At 49.1% G+C, this 19,600-nt stretch carries 18 protein-coding genes; 13 read left to right on the top strand and 5 right to left on the bottom strand.

Annotated features, from left to right (window positions below; genetic code table 11):
* The first annotated feature begins 142 nt into the window (after positions 1-142).
* From KIS30_03585 to KIS30_03570, 4 genes are all read left to right on the top strand, one after another.
* Complete coding sequence (locus KIS30_03585) at positions 143-2,200, top strand: 4Fe-4S dicluster domain-containing protein (protein MBX8645826.1); 2,058 nt, start codon at positions 143-145, stop codon at positions 2,198-2,200.
* A complete protein-coding gene (locus tag KIS30_03580; protein ID MBX8645825.1) occupies positions 2,197-3,027 on the top strand; it encodes a hypothetical protein in 831 nt (276 codons plus the stop codon). The genes KIS30_03585 and KIS30_03580 overlap by 4 nt, the downstream gene beginning before the upstream one ends.
* 68 nt (positions 3,028-3,095) lie before the next feature.
* Complete coding sequence (locus tag KIS30_03575) at positions 3,096-3,671, top strand: DUF1404 domain-containing protein (protein MBX8645824.1); 576 nt, start codon at positions 3,096-3,098, stop codon at positions 3,669-3,671.
* Positions 3,672-3,805: 134 nt separating this feature from the next.
* Positions 3,806-4,696, top strand: coding sequence for a twin-arginine translocase subunit TatC (locus tag KIS30_03570; protein MBX8645823.1), 891 nt, complete (start codon positions 3,806-3,808; stop codon positions 4,694-4,696).
* Between the two features lie 275 nt (positions 4,697-4,971).
* On the opposite strand, the gene tatA is transcribed toward KIS30_03570, so the two are convergent.
* Positions 4,972-5,163 (bottom strand): twin-arginine translocase TatA/TatE family subunit, encoded by a 192-nt coding sequence (gene tatA, locus KIS30_03565; GenBank protein ID MBX8645822.1) that lies wholly within the window; start codon positions 5,161-5,163, stop codon positions 4,972-4,974.
* Between the two features lie 243 nt (positions 5,164-5,406).
* On the opposite strand from tatA, the gene KIS30_03560 reads away from it, so the two are divergent.
* Both KIS30_03560 and KIS30_03555 read left to right on the top strand, forming a co-directional pair.
* The gene (locus KIS30_03560; protein ID MBX8645821.1) at positions 5,407-6,069 is read left to right on the top strand and encodes a hypothetical protein; all 663 of its coding nucleotides are present in this window, start codon (positions 5,407-5,409) and stop codon (positions 6,067-6,069) included.
* Between the two features lie 152 nt (positions 6,070-6,221).
* A complete protein-coding gene (locus KIS30_03555; GenBank protein ID MBX8645820.1) occupies positions 6,222-7,574 on the top strand; it encodes a hypothetical protein in 1,353 nt (450 codons plus the stop codon).
* Between the two features lie 128 nt (positions 7,575-7,702).
* On the opposite strand, the gene KIS30_03550 is transcribed toward KIS30_03555, so the two are convergent.
* Positions 7,703-7,846: a hypothetical protein gene (locus KIS30_03550; GenBank protein ID MBX8645819.1), complete on the bottom strand. Its 144-nt coding sequence runs from the start codon at positions 7,844-7,846 to the stop codon at positions 7,703-7,705.
* A gap of 300 nt (positions 7,847-8,146) precedes the next feature.
* Here KIS30_03550 and KIS30_03545 point away from each other — a divergent pair, with 300 nt between their 5' ends.
* The 7 genes from KIS30_03545 (at position 8,147) to KIS30_03515 (ending at position 16,395) form a co-directional block, all read left to right on the top strand.
* Entirely contained in the window at positions 8,147-8,782 is a 636-nt protein-coding gene (locus KIS30_03545) for a hypothetical protein (protein MBX8645818.1), read from the top strand.
* A 178-nt stretch (positions 8,783-8,960) separates the two neighbouring features.
* The gene (locus KIS30_03540; protein ID MBX8645817.1) at positions 8,961-9,803 is read left to right on the top strand and encodes a Rieske 2Fe-2S domain-containing protein; all 843 of its coding nucleotides are present in this window, start codon (positions 8,961-8,963) and stop codon (positions 9,801-9,803) included.
* A 16-nt stretch (positions 9,804-9,819) separates the two neighbouring features.
* Complete coding sequence (locus KIS30_03535; GenBank protein MBX8645816.1) at positions 9,820-11,952, top strand: cytochrome bc complex cytochrome b subunit; 2,133 nt, start codon at positions 9,820-9,822, stop codon at positions 11,950-11,952.
* A gap of 131 nt (positions 11,953-12,083) precedes the next feature.
* The gene (gene cyoE / locus KIS30_03530; protein ID MBX8645815.1) at positions 12,084-12,953 is read left to right on the top strand and encodes a heme o synthase; all 870 of its coding nucleotides are present in this window, start codon (positions 12,084-12,086) and stop codon (positions 12,951-12,953) included.
* A gap of 177 nt (positions 12,954-13,130) precedes the next feature.
* The gene (locus tag KIS30_03525) at positions 13,131-14,279 is read left to right on the top strand and encodes an acyl-CoA dehydrogenase family protein (protein ID MBX8645814.1); all 1,149 of its coding nucleotides are present in this window, start codon (positions 13,131-13,133) and stop codon (positions 14,277-14,279) included.
* A gap of 268 nt (positions 14,280-14,547) precedes the next feature.
* Positions 14,548-15,834 (top strand): thiolase domain-containing protein, encoded by a 1,287-nt coding sequence (locus KIS30_03520; GenBank protein MBX8645813.1) that lies wholly within the window; start codon positions 14,548-14,550, stop codon positions 15,832-15,834.
* 57 nt (positions 15,835-15,891) lie between these two features.
* Positions 15,892-16,395: a Zn-ribbon domain-containing OB-fold protein gene (locus KIS30_03515; protein MBX8645812.1), complete on the top strand. Its 504-nt coding sequence runs from the start codon at positions 15,892-15,894 to the stop codon at positions 16,393-16,395.
* Between the two features lie 5 nt (positions 16,396-16,400).
* Here KIS30_03515 and KIS30_03510 read toward each other — a convergent pair whose 3' ends face one another.
* The 3 genes from KIS30_03510 to KIS30_03500 form a co-directional block, all read right to left on the bottom strand.
* Positions 16,401-17,351 carry a methylenetetrahydrofolate reductase gene (locus KIS30_03510; protein MBX8645811.1) on the bottom strand — a complete coding sequence of 317 codons (951 nt, stop codon included), beginning with the start codon at positions 17,349-17,351 and terminating at the stop codon, positions 16,401-16,403.
* 15 nt (positions 17,352-17,366) lie between these two features.
* Complete coding sequence (locus tag KIS30_03505; GenBank protein ID MBX8645810.1) at positions 17,367-18,350, bottom strand: hypothetical protein; 984 nt, start codon at positions 18,348-18,350, stop codon at positions 17,367-17,369.
* A 144-nt stretch (positions 18,351-18,494) separates the two neighbouring features.
* Positions 18,495-19,331 (bottom strand): DUF2797 domain-containing protein, encoded by an 837-nt coding sequence (locus KIS30_03500; protein ID MBX8645809.1) that lies wholly within the window; start codon positions 19,329-19,331, stop codon positions 18,495-18,497.
* Between the last annotated feature and the right edge of the window lie 269 nt (positions 19,332-19,600).

Genomic DNA, 19,600 nt, shown 5'->3' with positions numbered 1-19,600 from the left:
ATCTGTTTCCTGCTCGAGAGTCGTGTTGATGCAGCGAATGGCGAACGACTTGCGGATAGTCCGGTGCAGCAGGTTTCGGTGTATTGTGGAGCGACACACGTGCGGTAAGCTTATCTGAATGAGCCTGAATTGTGGACTGATAATGTTCGAAATCATTCTGTGGCCAATCGCCGCCCTCATGGTGTTATTCATCGCGATAAGCGTGAAATGGTCCTCAAGAATGAGGGAGCGCGTAGGCTTCTCTTTCGTCCTTTTCGTTTTAGGCATGATGGCCGCAATGATTGCTAGCATCGCCGTTTATGTCAACGATCCGACTATCGAATCAATTGAATTTTCAGCAGCCCTGAACTTCACAGTCATGATGGCCGGAATCGGAGCCATCCTTTATTCTTTCATAACGATGCAAGGTGGCGCGAATATGGATACAACCGCCGGTGCGCTTTCGAGTCCTGCAGCAAGACTCCTGACGGCGTACAGGATGTCCGTTATTTCTCTCGTTCTTGTGAATGAGATTTTAATGGGATGGGCCTTTTCAATGATATCGGGCACCGTCGCTGCGAAGGCTCATTCCATATCACTGATTACGATCATCAATGTCCTGAATGCTTCCGTCAATTCCTACTGGTTCACGTTCACAATGTCTGCCGAGATGTTGGCATCACTCTTCTACTTCAGGAAGCGGATGCCGATGGAAATGAGGATCATAGTTTCGTTCCAATCTGTCTTTATGTTCCTTCTTCCTACTGCGCTCATACCGTTTCACGGAAGCAAATTCGGAGTGTATGCGGGCAGCGTCGCAATGTTGTTCCTTTTCATCTATCTCTTCGATTATCTGTACAAAAATCGCAATCTGAAAATCCCGATTTCGAATTACATCATGCTTCTGCTTGGCATTTATGTTTTTATGATGGCTTCCCTCTTTTACTGGTCTGCAGGAGGCGGCTTGTTTCCGTTGACGCTTTCGGTTATTGCCGAGATGATACTTTATTTCGGCGCTATTCTGAACGCGGACGCATTTGCAAAGAAAGATGCTATGGTATGGCTCACCCGACCTTCATGGGCTTTCATTCTGCTCAGCCTGATATTTGCCGGCGAATACTTCATGGCTGGCCTGCTTGATGTCCAGTTCTTCGGCTCTGTTTTTCTTTCGCACGTAGGCACTGCCGTCATCGGGCATAATATGGTTTTGGCAATACCTGCCCTGCTTTTCGACTTCATAGAGTACGTTGGTCTGATCACCGGTTCCGTATGGTTCTACGTGATGATGGGTGCCGAAATGGGGGCGCTTGTTATTTTTCAGATAGGGAAGGTGCATCAGATTGAGACAAAGATCAGACTGGCTCTTGTGGTCGTTGCCTATTCGGTGTACAGTGTCCTCATTCCGTTCTTCCTGATACCCGGAGACACGCTGTCCACCATTCCGTTCCTCGGGTGGAGTATGGGTGTCGGTACCTCTGGAGCATTCGCTCCCGCACTTCTTGCAGCCATGGCAGGAACTTATCTGATAAGCGGCATTCTTTCCTTTTTCTTCGGTGGAAGGCAGGTGTGCTCACTGTTCTGTACGGCCGCGCTGATGTACCAGGGAACGTTTTACGACTCGATGAAGGAATTCGGCAAATCCTCCAAAATAGCGAAGAAAGTGCGGCGAAATACGATGTCCAGACTTTATGTCGTTACCGCTTCACTCGTCTGGTCTTCAATTTTCATTGCTGTCCTCCTTTCATATCTGACATCAGTCGGTGTGATTCATGTGAGCCTGTTTGGAGTGGATCCTATTGTCTTTATATACGTTTTTTACTTCAATTTCCTCTGGTATGTTATTTTTATTTCAATACCCTACTTCGGAACATATGGTTGCGTCACCACCGGCGTATGCCACTGGGGTATGTTCAATCAGTTCGTTGGCAGACTCGGATTCTGGAAACTCAAAGTGAAAGATCCCATTGCCTGTGTCAACTGCAAAACAAAAGACTGTACAAATGCCTGCCCGGTCGGTCTCACAGCCATGCCAGGAAGTTTCATCGGCAAGGGCGAATTCAGGAGTTATAAGTGTATAGGTGTGGGTGAATGTGCTTCAGCATGCCCAGTGGATAACATCTTCTTCTACGATGTCAGAAACTGGTTCAGGGACTGGCTCAGATCGAAGCAATCGGAAAAGCGCCACAGTCTCATTCTGAAGATTGGGGGGAAGCGTGATTGAACTCGGTGAATGCAATCAGGGAGTCTCTCAGGAACGATTATTCTCGGCTTATTGCAATCGTCACGCTCATCTTTGTCTCCGTTCTCGCCTACTGGTTAGTCACGCTGCAGATTGTTCCAGGCAATTCCTCATCTGCTGTTGGGGCGTTAATTCTTGCATCTGTCATTTCGGTTATCTTCTGGGCGCTCGTCCTGATACTGGTTTTTGGACTCGTTTTAAGGAATGCTTTCTTTGCGTTCCTGGGAATTCTGAGACACAGGCTGTGGGCGAAGATTTTGTTCCCCTCATATCTGGTCATACATCTTCTTATTTACGGACTGGTCCTGGAGAGGATACTCGTCTCTATCTTCGGGCAGCCCGGCTACAATGTTGGTCAGCTTGTTTTCATTCAGCTGGGCAGCTCATTTTATCCTCACACACTGTTCAACGCGCTTATACAAATGACTCTAAGCCCAAGTATTGTGATGTTTATGCCACCTTTCTACGGCATCGAACTGACTCTTTTCTCATTCTGTTCTGCAATAATAATCGCCGTACTCGTTATAGTGCATCTCGAAAGGCTGTCACGCTATGCAGGTCTCATAAGAAGGGCCGGCGGCTCTGTTATGTATCCCCTGATTGCAGTTATTGGCGGTGCCTCATGCTGCATTTCTCTTCCGGGCATCTTTCTCGATTTTACTCCTCTCGCATCATCAATACTCCTCGTGCCTATGTGGGTAGATGTGCTGAACGTACTCTATTATCTGCTGCCTGTTTCAGTGATCGTGCTGTTGGCTGTCGGCCTGAGGCAGTTCGAGTTTCTAACTGTTTCCGGCGATATAAAGTGAGTGTTTGTGATGTTAATCGAAACCATCCGGCACATTTTTGAAGTAGTGATGTGCGTTACGTGCGTCGAATGCTGAAAAGGCAGAGTAGGAGCTTTATCGCGAGATTTGTCATATCTGCTGTCCTTCTAGTCTCCTTCGTCAATCCGTACATCGAGTCGTCAGAATACCGGAATGCACTGGTATTCATGTTCTCCCACTATGCTTTGTTTATCGCAGGATTTGTCATTACTTACGGAATGGTGAAAATTCCGCGGTTGGCAATGCTACCTGTAAGTATAGTGTCCGTCTACTGGCATCTTCCGATACCATTTGCCCTGTCCGGCGCCCTCCCCTTTTTCAGATTGATCGAAGAACTTTCGCTGTTCACAGCAGGACTTGTTGCAGGTTCGGCGGTCAACTCCTTGTCATCAAAGGCAAAATCCGCTCTTCTGGGGCTCTGGGTCCTTGCAGATACGGGTCTATCGGTAATGTTCCTTGTTCTGCCGAGGATCTACTCTCATGCGGACATACCTCTTTCTCCTTACCCGCCGTTTCAGTTTGTGATGCTTGGCATCGCAATGGTGTTTTTCATGAATGTGGTTGTTGCCTTTGTTGTTTACAGTCATGTCAGGCACATAGGCGCCATACTCAGAGAACCGACATGATTGGCCACAGACGGGCTCTGCGGATGGTTCATCCTTTCGCCATGGCAAGTCTGGTTAACCGGCTTCTGACATTGCCAACTCCTCACACTCCTTGAATATCTTTATAGTTGACCGCCTTGCTTAGCCGTCACGGCATGAATGAAGGTGCAGCAAAAGAGCCCAGTCCCCTGACGCCGCTTCTGGATCATCTGCAGGAACTTGCTTCGCGTCTAAGGCGCATTTTATTCACCATTCTGCTTTTCACCGCTTTTTTCATGTTTTTCGGTCCTTCATCTGTGTCTGTGTCGCCTACGCACATAGCTCTCCCTTTGTTTGGTGCTTTCACCATTACAAGGATACCGATCGTCGTGCCGTCATTTCTGAACAGTTTTTCCACTCTCGCACTGCGGTACTTCATAACTCATGAGGTGCCGAAAGGCGTCGTGGTACTGAATGTCAATGTCTTCGACCCAATACTCTCTTCCATGCAGGTATCGCTTCTGTTCAGTGTGGCAATCTCTATGCCTGTAATTTTGACCGAAATGTGGAAGTTTATCTCCCCTGCGCTGTATGGTCACGAGAAGAACCAGCTCAAGTTGGTGATCATTCCTGCTTTTCTTCTATTCATTTCAGGGGCAGCTTTCGCTTATTTTGTGATCATACCGGTAATCCTGGTAGTGGTGAAACTGTACATGATTTCGCTGGGCATCCAGGCAACCATCAGTTTTAAATCGCTCGTGGCCCTCATCGTCGGCTTCCTATTCTCGTTTGGTTTGGCATTCGAGCTGCCGATAGTTATGGTTACTCTGACGAAATTCAATTTTGTCGGGCCGGAGGTTTGGAAGGAGAATTGGAGAATGGGCATACTTGCATCATTTATCATTGCCCTGCTCATTTCTCCCGGAGTTACTGGCGGTCTGATTGAGACTATAATCGGGCTCACACTCTCCGGACTGTATGCGGCAGGTGCCCTCGCATCACGGCGTGTGGCGAGGAAAAATGCGACCTCACAAGTTGAAACTGTCGAATCACAAGGGAAAATCTGAGTGCCTCTATTGGCAAAAATGAATGAGTGCTGGGAACTCCTTTATAAAAGCGAGTAGGAAGACTCCAGTTTTAACGGCAGGACGAAAGCGAAAGACAAACAAAACACAGGGCCTAACTCTTTGCAATGGCAGCATGGCGGGACACATCTGAATCCGAGCTTGTGTAGTGAACGTACGATCAGACGGGACTCTGAGGTCCCGGGCTGCTCACGCGGAAGCGCGAACAGTCACGGATTCTTCCGCAGGAAGTCACCGCATGCAGCGTGCGAAGGATGTCACTTCTTTTCAGCTGTAACCTGAACTTCTTTCTCGAGCTCTTTCTGTATTTCCATTTGTCCACGCTTGAACTCACCGGCTGCCTTACCGAATGACCTGAACATATCCGGTATCTTGTTAGCACCGCCGAATAAAATGAGTGCTACGATTATTACTATGGCCCAGTCCCACATGTTTCCTATCAGCACCATCACCTCGAGTGATGCTCTATACCTGCCGCAGCTTATAGACATTTCGAATACGTGGTATTTCGATACTCAGAGTGACTGATACTCATTATGATACGGCTGCGCATGCTACACAGAATGCTTCGACAAGACTGTCGCAGATGTGGTGATCGGTCTGCATCACGCTCTCTGGCAGGTCGTTCATTGCATATTCGCCTTATATGTGAGTTACAATGTATTTATTGTTGAACCCGTAAATCGTCAATCATGAAAATATTCGGCAATTTCGATAAGGCATTGGCACTCATAGTTGTGATAGTATTTGGCGCAGGTATTTTTGCTGGTTTTCTATTCTCATACGGCCCCCTTGCCGGTGCATCGGGAGCCGGCAATGGTGTTTATGATTTGAATCTAGTAATCACTACGCAGAACTGGTATAACAATACTATCGGATCGCAGCCGGCGTACTTTGTTGTGCACGACGGAAAGCTCTACTCATCGGCTAACATAAGTCTGCCAGCCAACGTTCCAATCGACATCACCATCGTGAATTACGACGGCGGTGCTGCTGTTGTGCCTTCTCAATTCGCAAACGTCACAGGAACAAATGGCAATGATGTTTTTGTTGTAAACGATACAAACGTCAACTCAACTACCGGTTCCTCAAGCGCCGGTATTGCTGTGAATGGCGGAATGACATTGAGCTCATTCCCGAAGGACAATGTGGCGCACACTTTTTCAGTGTTCAAAAACGGTAAGACTGTCTTGAATATTCCTGTGCTGCCCTCTTCTACCGAATATGCCACATTTGTTCTCAGCCCAGGTGTTTATCACTGGCAATGTGAAGCATTGTGCGGCAGCGGACCGTACGGGGATGCAGGAGCAATGCTTGCAGCGGGCTGGATGAATGGAGTCATCATTGTTAAGTAAATCGGAAACGGCAACATCAGCATAAATGCGCCCACGATGATGACTAATCTGGTGTTGAAATCTCATCGAGCTAGATCTGTCTTGCATGCTTTATCAAAACACGCTATGGTGAAAAGTTTATAGAGAAAAAGCATAATAGCCGGGCAGATAGAATGACAAAACCCGACGGAAAACGTGTCGACGTATCTCGCAAAGATGTTTTCGAAGTCAAGATGGGCGATAGAGAATCTGTATTGCTTTCAGAGAATGAAGCAACTCAGCTCTTCGAACGACTGAACACCGCGTTGCGCGGAAAAGAGACACCGGAGAGTCCGAAGAGTCAGACTCCGAGTACCGCCGGCGAGCACGACGAAACTCCGCCTCCACGGGCTTCTTCTGCCAGGTCCAGCGCAACAGGCAACAGGAAATTTACACCTGAAATCAGACGCCGTCAGAATATGCTTATGGCCGGTATCATTGTTTTTGTCATAGGTGTGGCGTTCATATTTGCAGATGTTCATACACTGACCACTCCTCCGCCACCGGCATTCAAACCTCCACCTGCACCGTATGTTCACTTCACCATCGATGCCGGTCCAAACGGTAGTTTTACGTTCAATGGCACGAGTCCGGGTCCTACACTTACTGTTCCTGTAAACACCCGTGTCTGGGTTACATTCCATGTTGATTCGAGCGCAGGATATCCACATTCGTGGGTACTTGTTCCTGGTAACGTTTCGCCCGTGCCAACTCCCGATTTTACACCTGTCTTCCCTAATGCAACAAGTCCCAATCCTACCGCTGGCTCACCGGTCGGCAGTTCCGATCAGATTGTGTTCTTTGCCAACAAAGCAGGCAGTTACAAGTACATCTGCGAATTCCCCGGTCACTTCGAATCCGGCATGTGGGGCTGGTTCAATGTCACTTCAGGCAACACTACGACCACTGTACCTAAGGAGCATTTCAGTCTTGTGGCGGGTGCCAACGCCACTCAGACGTTCAACGGGACCACGCCAGGTCCTGCCATGACGGCTCCGAACAATACAATGGTCTGGCTCACACTGACGATACCGTCAACATCTGCTTCAAACCATTCCTGGATACTTGTTCCGGGAAACATAACGAACACCACTTCCCCAAATTACACTCCTGTTTTCAAGAACGCATCAAGTCCGAATCCTACTGCGGGTACGCCAAAGAACACGACTATTCAGATTTATTTCAACGTGACTAGAGTGGGTAATTACAAGTACATTTCTGAAGTTTCTAACGACTTCGCCAAAGGAATGTGGGGAACATTCAATGTGACGAAATCCAACTATACGGCGCTCGTTGCTTCTGCTCATACGACAGTCAGCAGCACGAAAACAATCCAATCATCCCATGGTACGCGATCGGGAACGTACTACACAGTCCAGGACACACTTGCCGTATCAAGCACAATCTTTACACAGGCCCATTATCTCACATATCTTGGAGGCTTCATCGGAATCTATGCCGATGCGGCCGTCAGGGAAACAATCTGAACTAATTTCCTTAATCTATTGTGTGAATGTATTTTTTTAACATTCACATCGCCAACTTCCGCGAGATTCACGACCGAAAAAGCTGGCTGAGCGGTGGATCGGCGAGCGGCAGATTTGTTACTGTCTGCTCAATTACCAAGGGAGAAGACGCCTACCAGGGCGAGAATGGCTGATGCCACTGCAGTAATCAGGTTCGCCGCAACCAGCGAAACAGACATTCCGATTACTCCAACAGCCATCATTGTATAACATCCTGTTCTGGAATTCCGCATGGATTGGGTCGCCTCTGTTTAACGCGTGAGAGAAAAAGAATCCGATTAATAAACTTTCGGAGGGATCACCCGACACTGGTGTTAATGTGGATCGGCCCTACAAGTGCACTTTCTGCCGTCTGATGCTCTTCGAGGCGTTTGGATGAGTGATGGTTGTGTATGTGGATAGATGTGTTTGTTGTACTGCAGTAAAAATAATCGATGGTGTTTAATAACCTTCTAATCAGTCTTGCCAACCACATTCATATTTCCATATATTGAGCATGGATGGCAGTGTCAATGGAATCTGAAACGGATAAGTTGGATCATAATGAGGGAAGCATAGGTGACTCGAAGGGCGCCAGCTCGCTCAAAGCAGCCACTCGTAACAGACTCGTGACCGCCCGAGTGATCCGTATATCTGCGATTGCCGTATTTGGTATTTCTTACTGGCTCATTTATGCGGCTGCCAATGACATGATATTCTATTACCGCACGAGCGTCTATCCTTTTCTCGCAGCGACAAATACTCCCAATCCTTACTTTTTCCTGCGGACTGGCAGCTTACTTAATTTATACGAGTCCGGCGTCGAATGGTTTCCAACGGGTCATATCGGTCTTGTATTCCTGGCGGGAGACACTTTTTTCTCAGTAATAATCAGTCTGATGGTTGTCAGGAACTCTCTGTACATCTACGATTCAATCAGGGCCGGCATGCTGCACAGAGACTTTGTTCCGGTTAAATTTTTTTCCTTAATCGTTATAATCTTCACTGTACTAATGTGCCTTGCGCCGCTTGACGTTCTGGCCGTGATTGCCCTCAGGAGTTATTTTTCTGTAGCGTCTCTGGAAATATGGGTTTCCAGTTATCGTTACTTTGACAACATAATTGACGCAATACTTCTTGGTCTCCTCATTCTCCTGTGGCGCAGGATTATGCACTTCTTGCCTTCATGACATCCTGCATTCACGAATTCTAATGGTGCGCGGGTCTTTTTCCGCTCGCTCAAATACCGCAAAATTAAATATCAATTGGCAAATAACGCCAAACGAAAGAGCAAGGGTGTTTTGAACGGTCGCATTAAAGGTTATGAGCATTGAGGATTACTATTACCTGTCCAAGACCTCAGGCGCAATGAAGAATCCTCGAACTAGATTCAACGACGAACTTTTCGTCAAGAATGGTGAAGATTATCTTTTCAAGTACCTGGATTCAAACGTTGGTCGTATCGATGACAGCCGGCGTAAATTCATCAAAGGGATGATATTTGGAATAGGTGCAGCTGCAGTGGCGAGCGCTCTCGGCGCAATCCGCGGTCTGGAGGTACCGATCGTGGGTGCGAAGTCTTACACAAAGATGCTCCTTGTGGACTCGACCGGCTCCGCCGTAAAGGCTTCCGCATTTCCGGTCAACAATCCAATTATAACGCTGTATGAATACCCGCTTCAGAACGAAATCAATTTCGTACTCAATCTCGGTGACCAGCAAAACAACCCTGTCGCGGTTCCAGCAGCAGAAGTCACGGTTCCGCTTGACGGAAGCAAATATAAGTTTGCTGGAGGAGTCGGGCCGCACAAATCGATTGTGTCATACAGCGCAATATGTCAGCATCTCGGTTGCTCTCCTCCGGAAATTCATTTGTACCCTCCGGACGAAATGAAAACCGGCATGCCACCCCCTGCACTCCTTCCGCCTGAAGCGATTACAGCAGCTAACAGTGCAGGTATCCCGGCTGTCATACACTGCGACTGTCATGGCTCCACATACGATCCTTACCGTGGCGCAGCTGTGCTGACTGGACCTACTGAAAGGCCACTGCCTTCGGTTGTATTGGAATGGGATTCTACCACAGATCAACTTTATGCAGTTGGTGAGGTGGGAGTTCCTGTTTACGGCCATACGAGCACTCTGGAAGGCGGTACACCGGTAACCGGCAGTTCTACTGTAGTTACCGCAAAAATAAATCCGTTCCCGTGATGAATAAAGTGATTGAATGAAAGTGTTTGATAAGCTTTCAGGTATGATTTCGAAATACGTGCCGAAATTTTCGCTCACTGATATAATCGACATCAATGAACAGCCTCTCTTCAAAACGCCCAACTATATGTTTCGCATTAAATACTGGCTTGGTGCCCTTGTGGCTGCCGCACTTTCGTTTGAGGTGTTTTCCGGCCTGTTCCTGCTTTTGACCTATTATCCCTCGGATCCTTACAACCAGACCATTTTTCTGGTTCAGAAAATCCCGTTCGGCGCGCCTATATTGTTCAGTCACCTGTATGGTGCATATTTCATGATTTTTCTGATATACCTTCATCTTTTCAGAAATTATTTTGACGGCGCCTACAAGAAGCCTCGCCAATTTCTGTGGGTAGTTGGCCTCGTACTATTCGCGCTAACCCTCGCAACAGCGTTCACTGGTTACTCCCTGCCGGCTGACATACTTGGTGTGGATGCGGATGGCGTAGCCAATGGTATTCTCTCCTATTTGCCTGGCGGAAGTACGCTTCAGGTTATAGTGTTCGGCAATGGTCTGCCTCTGGACATGTATACAAGGCTTCTTGCCTGGCACATCATACTTACCTCCATGATTGGCGCGTTTTTCGTCATCCACTTCCTTCTCTTTGAACAGTATGGTGTGATGCCATCCAAGAAGGTCAGAGACAAAGCTCCTGCGGTATATTCAAAGGACGAATGGAAAAATTTCAATCCATGGTGGCCCCGTAACTTCGTCTACATGCTATCACTGACCCTCATGATTTGGGGTCTCATCCTTATAGTTCCAAACGTGCTGGCAAATATAAACGGCATTCCATTCATACTGCAGCCTGCCCCGGCTCCATCACCAACGAGTCCCCTCGCACTCACAGTGCCTCCGTATCCGCCGTGGTTCTTCCTTTTCCTCTACAAAGCACTTGATTTCAACACCCCTACAGGAGGCGCATACAATCCGCTGGTTGCATCCACACTGGCAGCAATGATTCCCGCGCTCTATCTGCTTGCTTTGCCGTGGCTTGACAGATCAGACGAAACCGAGCCGCAAAGGAGATCTTTGTGGATAGGCATAGGCATACTGCTCATTACCTACCTTGTCCAGCTTACCATCTGGGGCTACACAGCCCCCGGTGTGCCAGAGCCATTCGCATTGCAGGTGGGTTTCATGCTTCCACCGCTGGTTATGACATTCCTGTTCGTTTATCTGCTGCCACGATTCCATAACCGGAGAAGAGGCGAGTTTGAACTGAGCCCAAAGACGTCTGCACTGCTGATTGCAGCAGGACTGACATTCGTAGGCACTATCCCGAGTCTCATGAGTTCGCCGGTAATTTATGGAGCAGGGATACTGATTCCTCTTTGTCTTTCGTTAGCACTGTTCGGCAGAAGCACAAATGGTGTGGCGCATTCATGGTCTACAGATGAAGCCATAGATCGAAGGAGATCCTTCTGGATAGGTGTAGTCATACTGCTCATTACCTACCTTGTCCAGTTAGGCGTCTGGGCATATACAACAAACGGGAAGGCCGAACCTCTCACCTACCAGGTCGGTATTATGCTTCCACCGCTGGTAATTGCCTTCCTGAGCATTTATCTGATACCGAAATTCGTGAACAGGGCAAAGGGAAATTTACGGTTAACTCCGAAAACTGCAGCTTTGCTGGCCGTCGCAGGTCTTGTCTTTATTGGCACGTTGTCGAGTTTCCTGAGCACGCCAACAGTCTATGGTCTTGGTATAGTAATTCCCATCGGCCTGGCGTTCATATTGTTCGGCAGGAAGATCGCCCGCGGAACATCTACCGACACGATTGGCAATGAACCTGAGGCGGATGACGTCAGAATTAAAAAATCACCGATTCTTCTCATCTCGGCCCTCATGGTTCTTGCCTTCATTATATTCGGATTCATGCTTCTGGTTCCGACCACGGGCCAGGCAAGCACATACTGGGGGATAGGCACAGGCATTGAGTTTCTCATATTCAGCTACGCACTGTATCTGTATGATAATCTCTTCTTCCCACAGGAAAACGATGAATTCAGGCTGCCGGCAATACAGTCATCCGATGATGGTGCTGCTGATATTCCCGAGGTGCATACGGTTCCAGAAGCTGTCTCAGGCGCTCCGAGAGAATGACCTGAGACGACACCGGAGTCATTTCACTGTCGCTTTTCCATCCTCAGTGCATTGGTCTCCACTCTGCGACAGATGAAGGGCCAGACTCATACTTTTTATATTAATGCCATTTAGCAAATCTTACGTCTCATATTTCCGATTTCATTGAGCTGACAAAGCCGCGTCTCATAACTGCCGAACTGTTTGTGGCCGTGGCGAGCCTCGTCGTTGCCGGTCGGATGTCCGTTCCTGTGCTTTCTGTCATCAAGCTTGTTGCGTTGGGTTATCTGGGTCTGGGCGGCTCGGCGGCTATCAATTCTTACTTTGACAGGGATATAGATGTCGTTATGTCACGGACTGCCGGACGCGCTGTTCCATCAGGAAGATTGAAACCATCGTCGGCTTTGATCTTTGGTCTGTCCACGCTCGCCCTGTCCGTCTCTCTTTCATTCATTCTGATAAATCCCCTCACAGCATTGATCATAGGCTTGGGCTCTATATTGTATATCGGTCTTTATACCGTTTATCTCAAAAGGAGGACACCTGGTTCTGTTCTCTGGGGCGGTCTGTCCGGTGCGATACCAGCTCTCGGCGGATGGTCTGTTTACACCCAGACTGACTGGCTTATTCCCGCCCTAATTTTTGCCGTCGTCTTCTTTTGGCAGCCCGGTCATTTCTGGCCGCTTTCAATTTATTACCGGGATGAGTACAGGTCCGCAGGCATTCCAGCCTTATCCACAGTCAAGGATACACGCAGCATTGCGCAATCTGCGCTCCTGTACAATCTCGTGACAATTGCCGTCACATATCTCCTGTATTTTGTTTCGCGCCTCTCCATCGTTTTTCTGCTTGTGATGAGCCTCGCTAACGGATGGCTCATATTCCGTTCTGTAAAAGGCACAAGGTCCGAGGATAAACGATTTTTTCTCGGCAGCTTCCGTTTCTCCATCGCATATATGTTCGTCTTTTTGCTGTCACTCATTGTGTCAAGTCTGGTGCCCTTTCCATTTGCGCTGCGATGAGTAAACGAACGCTGAACAAAGCTCTGTTCACGATCCTGCCGATAGCTGGTTCAAGCAATTTCGCCGCCTTAATCGACAATTCTCATACCCGCTCTTCCGGCTGAAACGACAGGCTGCTTCCATTATTGCGCGGTCCAACTATTTTTATCGGTAAAGCGATTCTCATCCGGTATACTCATGAATTTTGAGCTCAGCGAAGAGCACGAGATGGTCAGGAGCACCGTGAAGAAGTTTGCCAGAGGTGATCTCGCATCCGTCGCAGAACGTATGGACAGAGATGATTACTTTCCCGAAGACATGTTCAGAAAACTGGGCGGCCTGGGGATGCTTGGCATTACTGTGCCTACCGAATATGAAGGTGCGGGCCTCGATTATATTTCTCAGACTGTGTGTCTTGAGGAACTCGCTCGTGTCTCTCCTGCTTTTGCACTGTCCGTAGGCGCTCATTCGAATCTCTGCCTAGATAATTTATACCGCAACGGAAGCAGGGAACAGAGGGAGGCTTATGTGCCAAGGCTGGCAACAGGCAAACTTATCGGATGTCTCGGGCTGACTGAGCCAGAATCCGGATCTGATGCTCTTGCAATGAGGACCGCTGCCAGAAGAAGCGGTGACGCATACATTCTCAGCGGTTCCAAGACGTTCATAACAAACGCTCCGGTGGCGGACATCTGTCTGGTCTATGCAAAGACTAGGCCGGATTTGAAGACCAAAGGGATAAGTGCCTTCGTTGTGGAAGCCTCTTATTCAGGTTTCAGAAAGGGGAAAAAGTTCGACAAAATGGGTATGCGCGGCTCGCCTACCGGTGAGATTTATTTCGACGACTGCTCTGTTCCCGCGATTAATCTCGTGGGCAGGGAAAACGGCGGAGTATCCATCGTTATGTCAGGCCTGAATGTCGAGAGAGCCACGCTCGCCGGTATCTCACTCGGCATTCAGGCAGAAGTGCTGGAGCTGGCAGCCAGATATGCAATGAAAAGAAAGCAGTTCGGCACACCTATTTCTGAATTCGAAATGATTCAGGAGAAGATTGCCACTATGTGGGTGGATCTGGAGGCCAGCAGGCTGCTGATATACAGGGCACTGGATATGCTGCAGAAGGGCAGGGGAAGGAACAGGGAGGCGGCTGCTGCAATCATGTATGCGGCGGCAGCATCCACGAGAAGTGCACTTGATGCTATTCAGATCATGGGCGGTAATGGATACATGCGGGAATTCAATGTCGAGCGACTGATGCGCGATGCCAAACTTCTCGAAATCGGAGCAGGAACCACAGAGATAAGGAAACTGATAATTGCGAGGGAAGTGCTGAATTCATTGACCTGATGTGCCGGACCGGCTTGCCCTGCGGGCTTATTGGCATATTTGCAGTAGCAACCCGATAAGGTCGCCAAATTGTCAGGGTCTAGTAGCAGGCGCCAGGCTGCGTGCTAATCATTCTTCCGACTGATTTAATTACGATTGTTCTATTCTGTTTCAGGTGATTGAAATTACGAGCCATGAAGACACCGGAGCAGGGAAAAGGAAACGGTTTGGCAGGCGGGTTTATCTTGTTTCAGGCGGCGTCACGAAGTTTAAGAAGGCGCATCCGGAAATGGATTTTCGCTATATGGTGAAGAAGGCATATGACTACGCAATGAAGGACCTGCCTTCTCTTGAGAAAGATGATATCGACGGTTCAAGGATATCCTATTTCTCGGATCACTTTACAAGACAACTGAAGGCAGCAAGCATGGTTCAGGACTACCTGGGATTGAATCCCAGGGGCAGCATGCGTATTGAATGGGGCGGAGCCACAGGTGGAGAGGTTTTTCAGTCCGGCTTCGAGGCAGTCGCCTCCGGAAGGATGGACATATGTCTGGTTGCCGGTTTCGAGACGATGTCCAGGGTTCAGACATGGAAAGGAAATGAATTCATAGCCCTTGCATCGGACACAAATTATGATTATCCGAATGGCGGTTTCTACAGCGGTTACTACGCGCTGATGGTTACGAGGCACATATATGAGTATCTGAGGAAAAGTAAGTTCGCGAACATCAGGGATGAAAGAGAGGCTCAGCGGCTTGCTTTCAAGGAGGCTGCGAGAATACTCTCAATGGTTTCGGTGAAGAATCACATAAATGCGCTGCACAATCCTTACGCACAATATCCTAAAAGGCTGACCATCAAAGACGTCATGTCGTCCGAGATGATATCCTACCCGCTCACCAGGGAAATGATATGCACCATGAGTGACGGTGCTGCTGTTGCAATACTCGCCAGCGAGGATGAGGCATTCCGCCTTACCGACAATCCGGTTCTGATAAGCGGCGTGGGCTGCGGAACTGACACGATGCGTCTCGCAGACCGGCCCTTTGGCGAAGTTCCGCTTATGAAACATGAAAAGAAGGAGGATTACGCAGGGCTTGCCTATCCGGGCGCTCACTCTTTCAGGGCGGGCCGCGCGGCTTCCATTGAAGCGTACGAGTCTGCCGGTATCGAGAATCCGATGAAGGAGATAGATTTCATCGAGCTTCATGATGCATATGCATCATCAGAAGTTCAGACATATGAGGACATGGGGCTCTGCAGATACGGCGAAGGGTATGACTTCATAGAGAGCGGCAAACCATTCCTGGAAGGCATTGATTACGGCTTGCCTGTTCCGGGCGCCGGAAAAATGCCAGTCAACCCTTCGGGCGGTCTGATTGCATGCGGTCATCCTGTAGGCGCCACCGGGCTCATGCAGGCCGTATTCGCGTTGTGGCAGCTTCAGGGGACTGTTGCAAAACACTTCGCTGACCCCACGCTGCAGATCAGGAAGCCCAGACGCGGAGCGATACATTCACACGCAGGCACGGGAAGCGCAGTTACTGTCTCAATACTGGAGGCGGTGAGATAAATGGCTTCAACTGCGAACAACAGGAAGCTCAGGAAATTCACGAAGTACCGCGATGTCATGTCTGAGATAAACAGGAAGGGTGCGGCAATCTACATCGAAAAGGAATACGGAGATCAGCTGGTCATAAACTTCCCCTATTCTGTGAACTACATACACAGTTACGCGAACGATTCCAGATTCTTCCTCGGCCTCGCCGACGGCAAGTTATTCGGTTCGAGATGTGCCCGGTGTGATTACGTATTTGCAACACCGAGGAGCCACTGCATGTTTTGCGGTGAGGAGACACGCTGGAAGGTGCTGCCGCGAAAAGGAAAAGTCCACTCATGGACGACATGCGAATTCGGGAGCGAGGCATTCCTGAAGGAAACGCCATATAATCTAGCTCTGATTGAATTCGCCGGTGTTAACAGTCTGTTCATGACAAGGCTGAAGGACTGTGTCCGGGAGGACATTTATGTCGGTATGCCTGTCGAAGCCAGGTTCGCCAGGAAGCCCGAGTACCTCGTCCGCGACGTATGGTTCGTTCCGTCCGTCCCCCCGGCGAAGAAGAGAAAGCGATAACGCCCTCACTGGAAGACGGGTCTGGGCGTCAGGCCCGCCTCTTCCACAATTTTTGGTATCGACTGTTCCCACGATACGGTCATAATGTGTATGCCAGCTAGTCCGCGAATCCGTTTCAATTCGTCTATTGCCTCCAGTGAGATTCTGATACCCTCCTGCTCCTGCGAATCCGCCTTTTCCATTCTCGTCAAAATGTCGTCCGTCACGGCGATGCCGTGCATCTGCTCTCGAAGGTGTCTCGCCATTTTCAGCGATCGCAGCGGCATTATTCCGGCAATGACGTGGCACTTACCGCCAATACCGCTTGAATTCACGTCGTCCATAAATTCGCCGAACAGCTCCAGATCGAATATTGGTTGCGTCTGAATGAATTGCGCTCCCGCATCGACTTTTTTCCTTATCTTTTCGATCCTCTGCTCACTGTCTTCGCGCACCGGCGAAGCGGCAGCACCGATGAAAAAATCAGGCGGTACCGATATTTTTCCTCCACCAAGGAGTGCCGATTCGTCTCTCATCTTTCGTATCATTGAAATTAGTGTCTCAGTGTTAAGGTCGTAAACCGGTTTGGCTTCCTTCTCGTTTCCAACTGCAGGAAGATCTCCGTAAAGGCACAGGATGTTCCGCACTCCGAGCGCAGATGCACCCAGCAGGTCGCTCTGCAGGCCTATCCTGTTCCTGTCCCTGAGCGTCATCTGCATGACCGGCTCCAGTCCTACCCTCATTACAGCGAGGGAGGAAGCAAAGCTAGACAGTCTAACCATTGCGCCTGTGCAATCGGTGAGATTTGCGGCATCCACAAATCCTTTCACAATCTCCGCCTTGTGAACTAGCGGTTCAACTGTTGATCCCTGGGGAGGTCCGAGTTCGCATGTGACAGCAAATCTGCCCGATTGCAAAACACTCTTAAGCCTGCTAGTGAATCCAATGTCAATTGCGTCAGAAGTGCGCTGTGCCAACTGGAGTTCCCACCATTATTTGTTAAGATGCATCAGTGTTCCTTCGCTTGCGGGCATCCCCTCTTTTTCCATCATGGAAATGATGCGCCCGCCAACCACAACTTCGGTTCCCGCCAGACCCACAGAAAGGAATAGCGAGATGTCCTCGTCATTCCTTCCGCCGTGGTCTATGAGTTCAGACAAATCCGTGATCTTCTCTCTTGTCGCTTCATCAACAAACAAAAGCGAACCGTAACTCTTCAGCTGCTGTACAGAATCTGATGAAACCGTGCTGGCGGTTTTGACAATCTCCGGATCTATTTCATGCGATTCTCTGAATTTCTGACCCATGCTGGACACATGCTGTCCCGGTCTCAACCAGTCGTTCATCACAACCGGAACCTGGGAAGTCGTCGCAGTCAGCACGATGTCAGAGTGTGCGACAAGACCGCTCGCATCCTCTGATATAGATATGTCGAGTCCAAGCTCCTTGAGCTCACTTTTCATCTTGTCAGTGTATGCTTTTGCATGCGATGTATGCTGGCTGTAGACAACAATTTTTTCCAGCTCCCGCATCCTTGCAATTGCAGGCACAACAGATCTGGCCTGCTTGCCGCTCCCGATGACTCCGAGTGTTTTCGAATCATGCCTGGAGAGGTGTTTTACCGCGACAGCATTAATTGCAGCTGTACGCAGTCTCCCAATGTCCTCACCTACAAACATCCCCCTGATTTCTCCGTTCATGTTGTATATGACGGTCACCTGCTGCTCAAGAGTAAGCTGTCCGTACGTCGAATAAACCCTCAGTCCAATCTCCCTTTTTCTCTCGCTCGCCCCGGCGGTCACGACGAGCTTTCCCTCGTTGGTTTCGCATGTGAAACGGGGCGGTGAAACTACCAGTCCCTTGCGCTTGTCACGCATGAACTCCTCGACTTCTGAAACGACGGCATTTACCGTATCCTCCCTGGCAATAATCTGGGCAAGGTCGTCGTCGGTATAGATCGAGATTTTGCCGGCCATCTGTTTCAACACCTCACGCCAATAACGGTGAGCTGAAATAAATACCCATGCAATGTCAAGCATCCTATTCATTATTTGGGTGAGTTTAATTCTTATCCGAATTTAACGAGGCAGGCACTCCAGCCTTTCAATAAACGCGCATTTTCAAATGCGTGTTATGACTCGCGAAGGCAATGCGGCCATATTCAGTGCCCTGATGCCATCGTTTCTATAGAGCAGCATTCTTCCCTTGACTCCTATCACTTCTCCTTCGTGAACACCTACCAGTTTGCTGTACGTCGGTTTCGACTCCAGTGGTTGCCTGATGGGATAATCCTTCAGTGTCACCATGTCAGATGGGGACAAGCCAAAATGCTCTCTTATCCCGGCAGCGATGCTGCTGTACAATCTGTCGATGTCTGCGTAATCGGGGCCGTACTGGAGTTCCTGCATGAGATCAGCGGATCTGTGCATCTGGGCTATTGATAGGCCCGAACTGATTTTTTTCTCCATTTCCCTTGCAGCCTTCCTTGAACGGAAGGTTCCCACAGTGAAATACGCGTCTGCCCCCTGCTCAATCAATCGCTCCCTGAGTCTGCTGCTGCTCGTCATGCCGACCTTGGTCTTGCTGCCATAGAATGCGATGTAAACCATGTGTTCTCTCCTGCACAGTTCCCAGTCACACAGCTCGCCATCGCATATCGGATCAAAGAGACATTTCTGTATGGGTATGATGCTTCTGCTGCAGAATTCACACTGGGCAAAGTTGATTACCTGTCTTCTGAACGGACAGGGCCGATAACCGTCAGACCTGAAACTTCCTATACAGTACTGTTCGTCCGATACTGTGAATGAAATGACATCCAGCTCAATCTCCTGAAGCCTGCTGCTACCAAATGAGTAAGTCAGGAAGCGAGGTGCATACTCATCCCAGTCGAAGGATATCGCATGCATCTTCTCTGCCTTTTCAACGGTTAGCAACTTGTCCGCACTGATGAACACATAATGGTGTAGTGGCTAACGCGTATAAGTTCTGTTACTTTGTCCGGCATCCCTGCAGCTCCGGCGAAGGCATGTTATCTACGCTTGTCGCATTAATGCCGTGACGTGGCTATGCCATGAGGCCTGGAGATTGTCCCTGCAGCAGCCGGTTGCTTCCACCGATAGATGCTACCGGGATAGGCAGCGATTTGCTAATGAATCCGCACTTCTATCTCAAAGTCGGGTCAAAACAGGAGGGCCGTCAAGAACCCCTCGGCACAATGTTCACG

The sequence above is a fragment of the Candidatus Sysuiplasma acidicola genome (genome assembly GCA_019721035.1).
GTDB classification, from domain to species: Archaea; Thermoplasmatota; Thermoplasmata; order Sysuiplasmatales; family Sysuiplasmataceae; genus Sysuiplasma; species Sysuiplasma acidicola.
The sequence above is the reverse complement of the archived record's forward strand: the minus strand, read 5'-3'. Positions and strand labels throughout refer to the sequence as shown.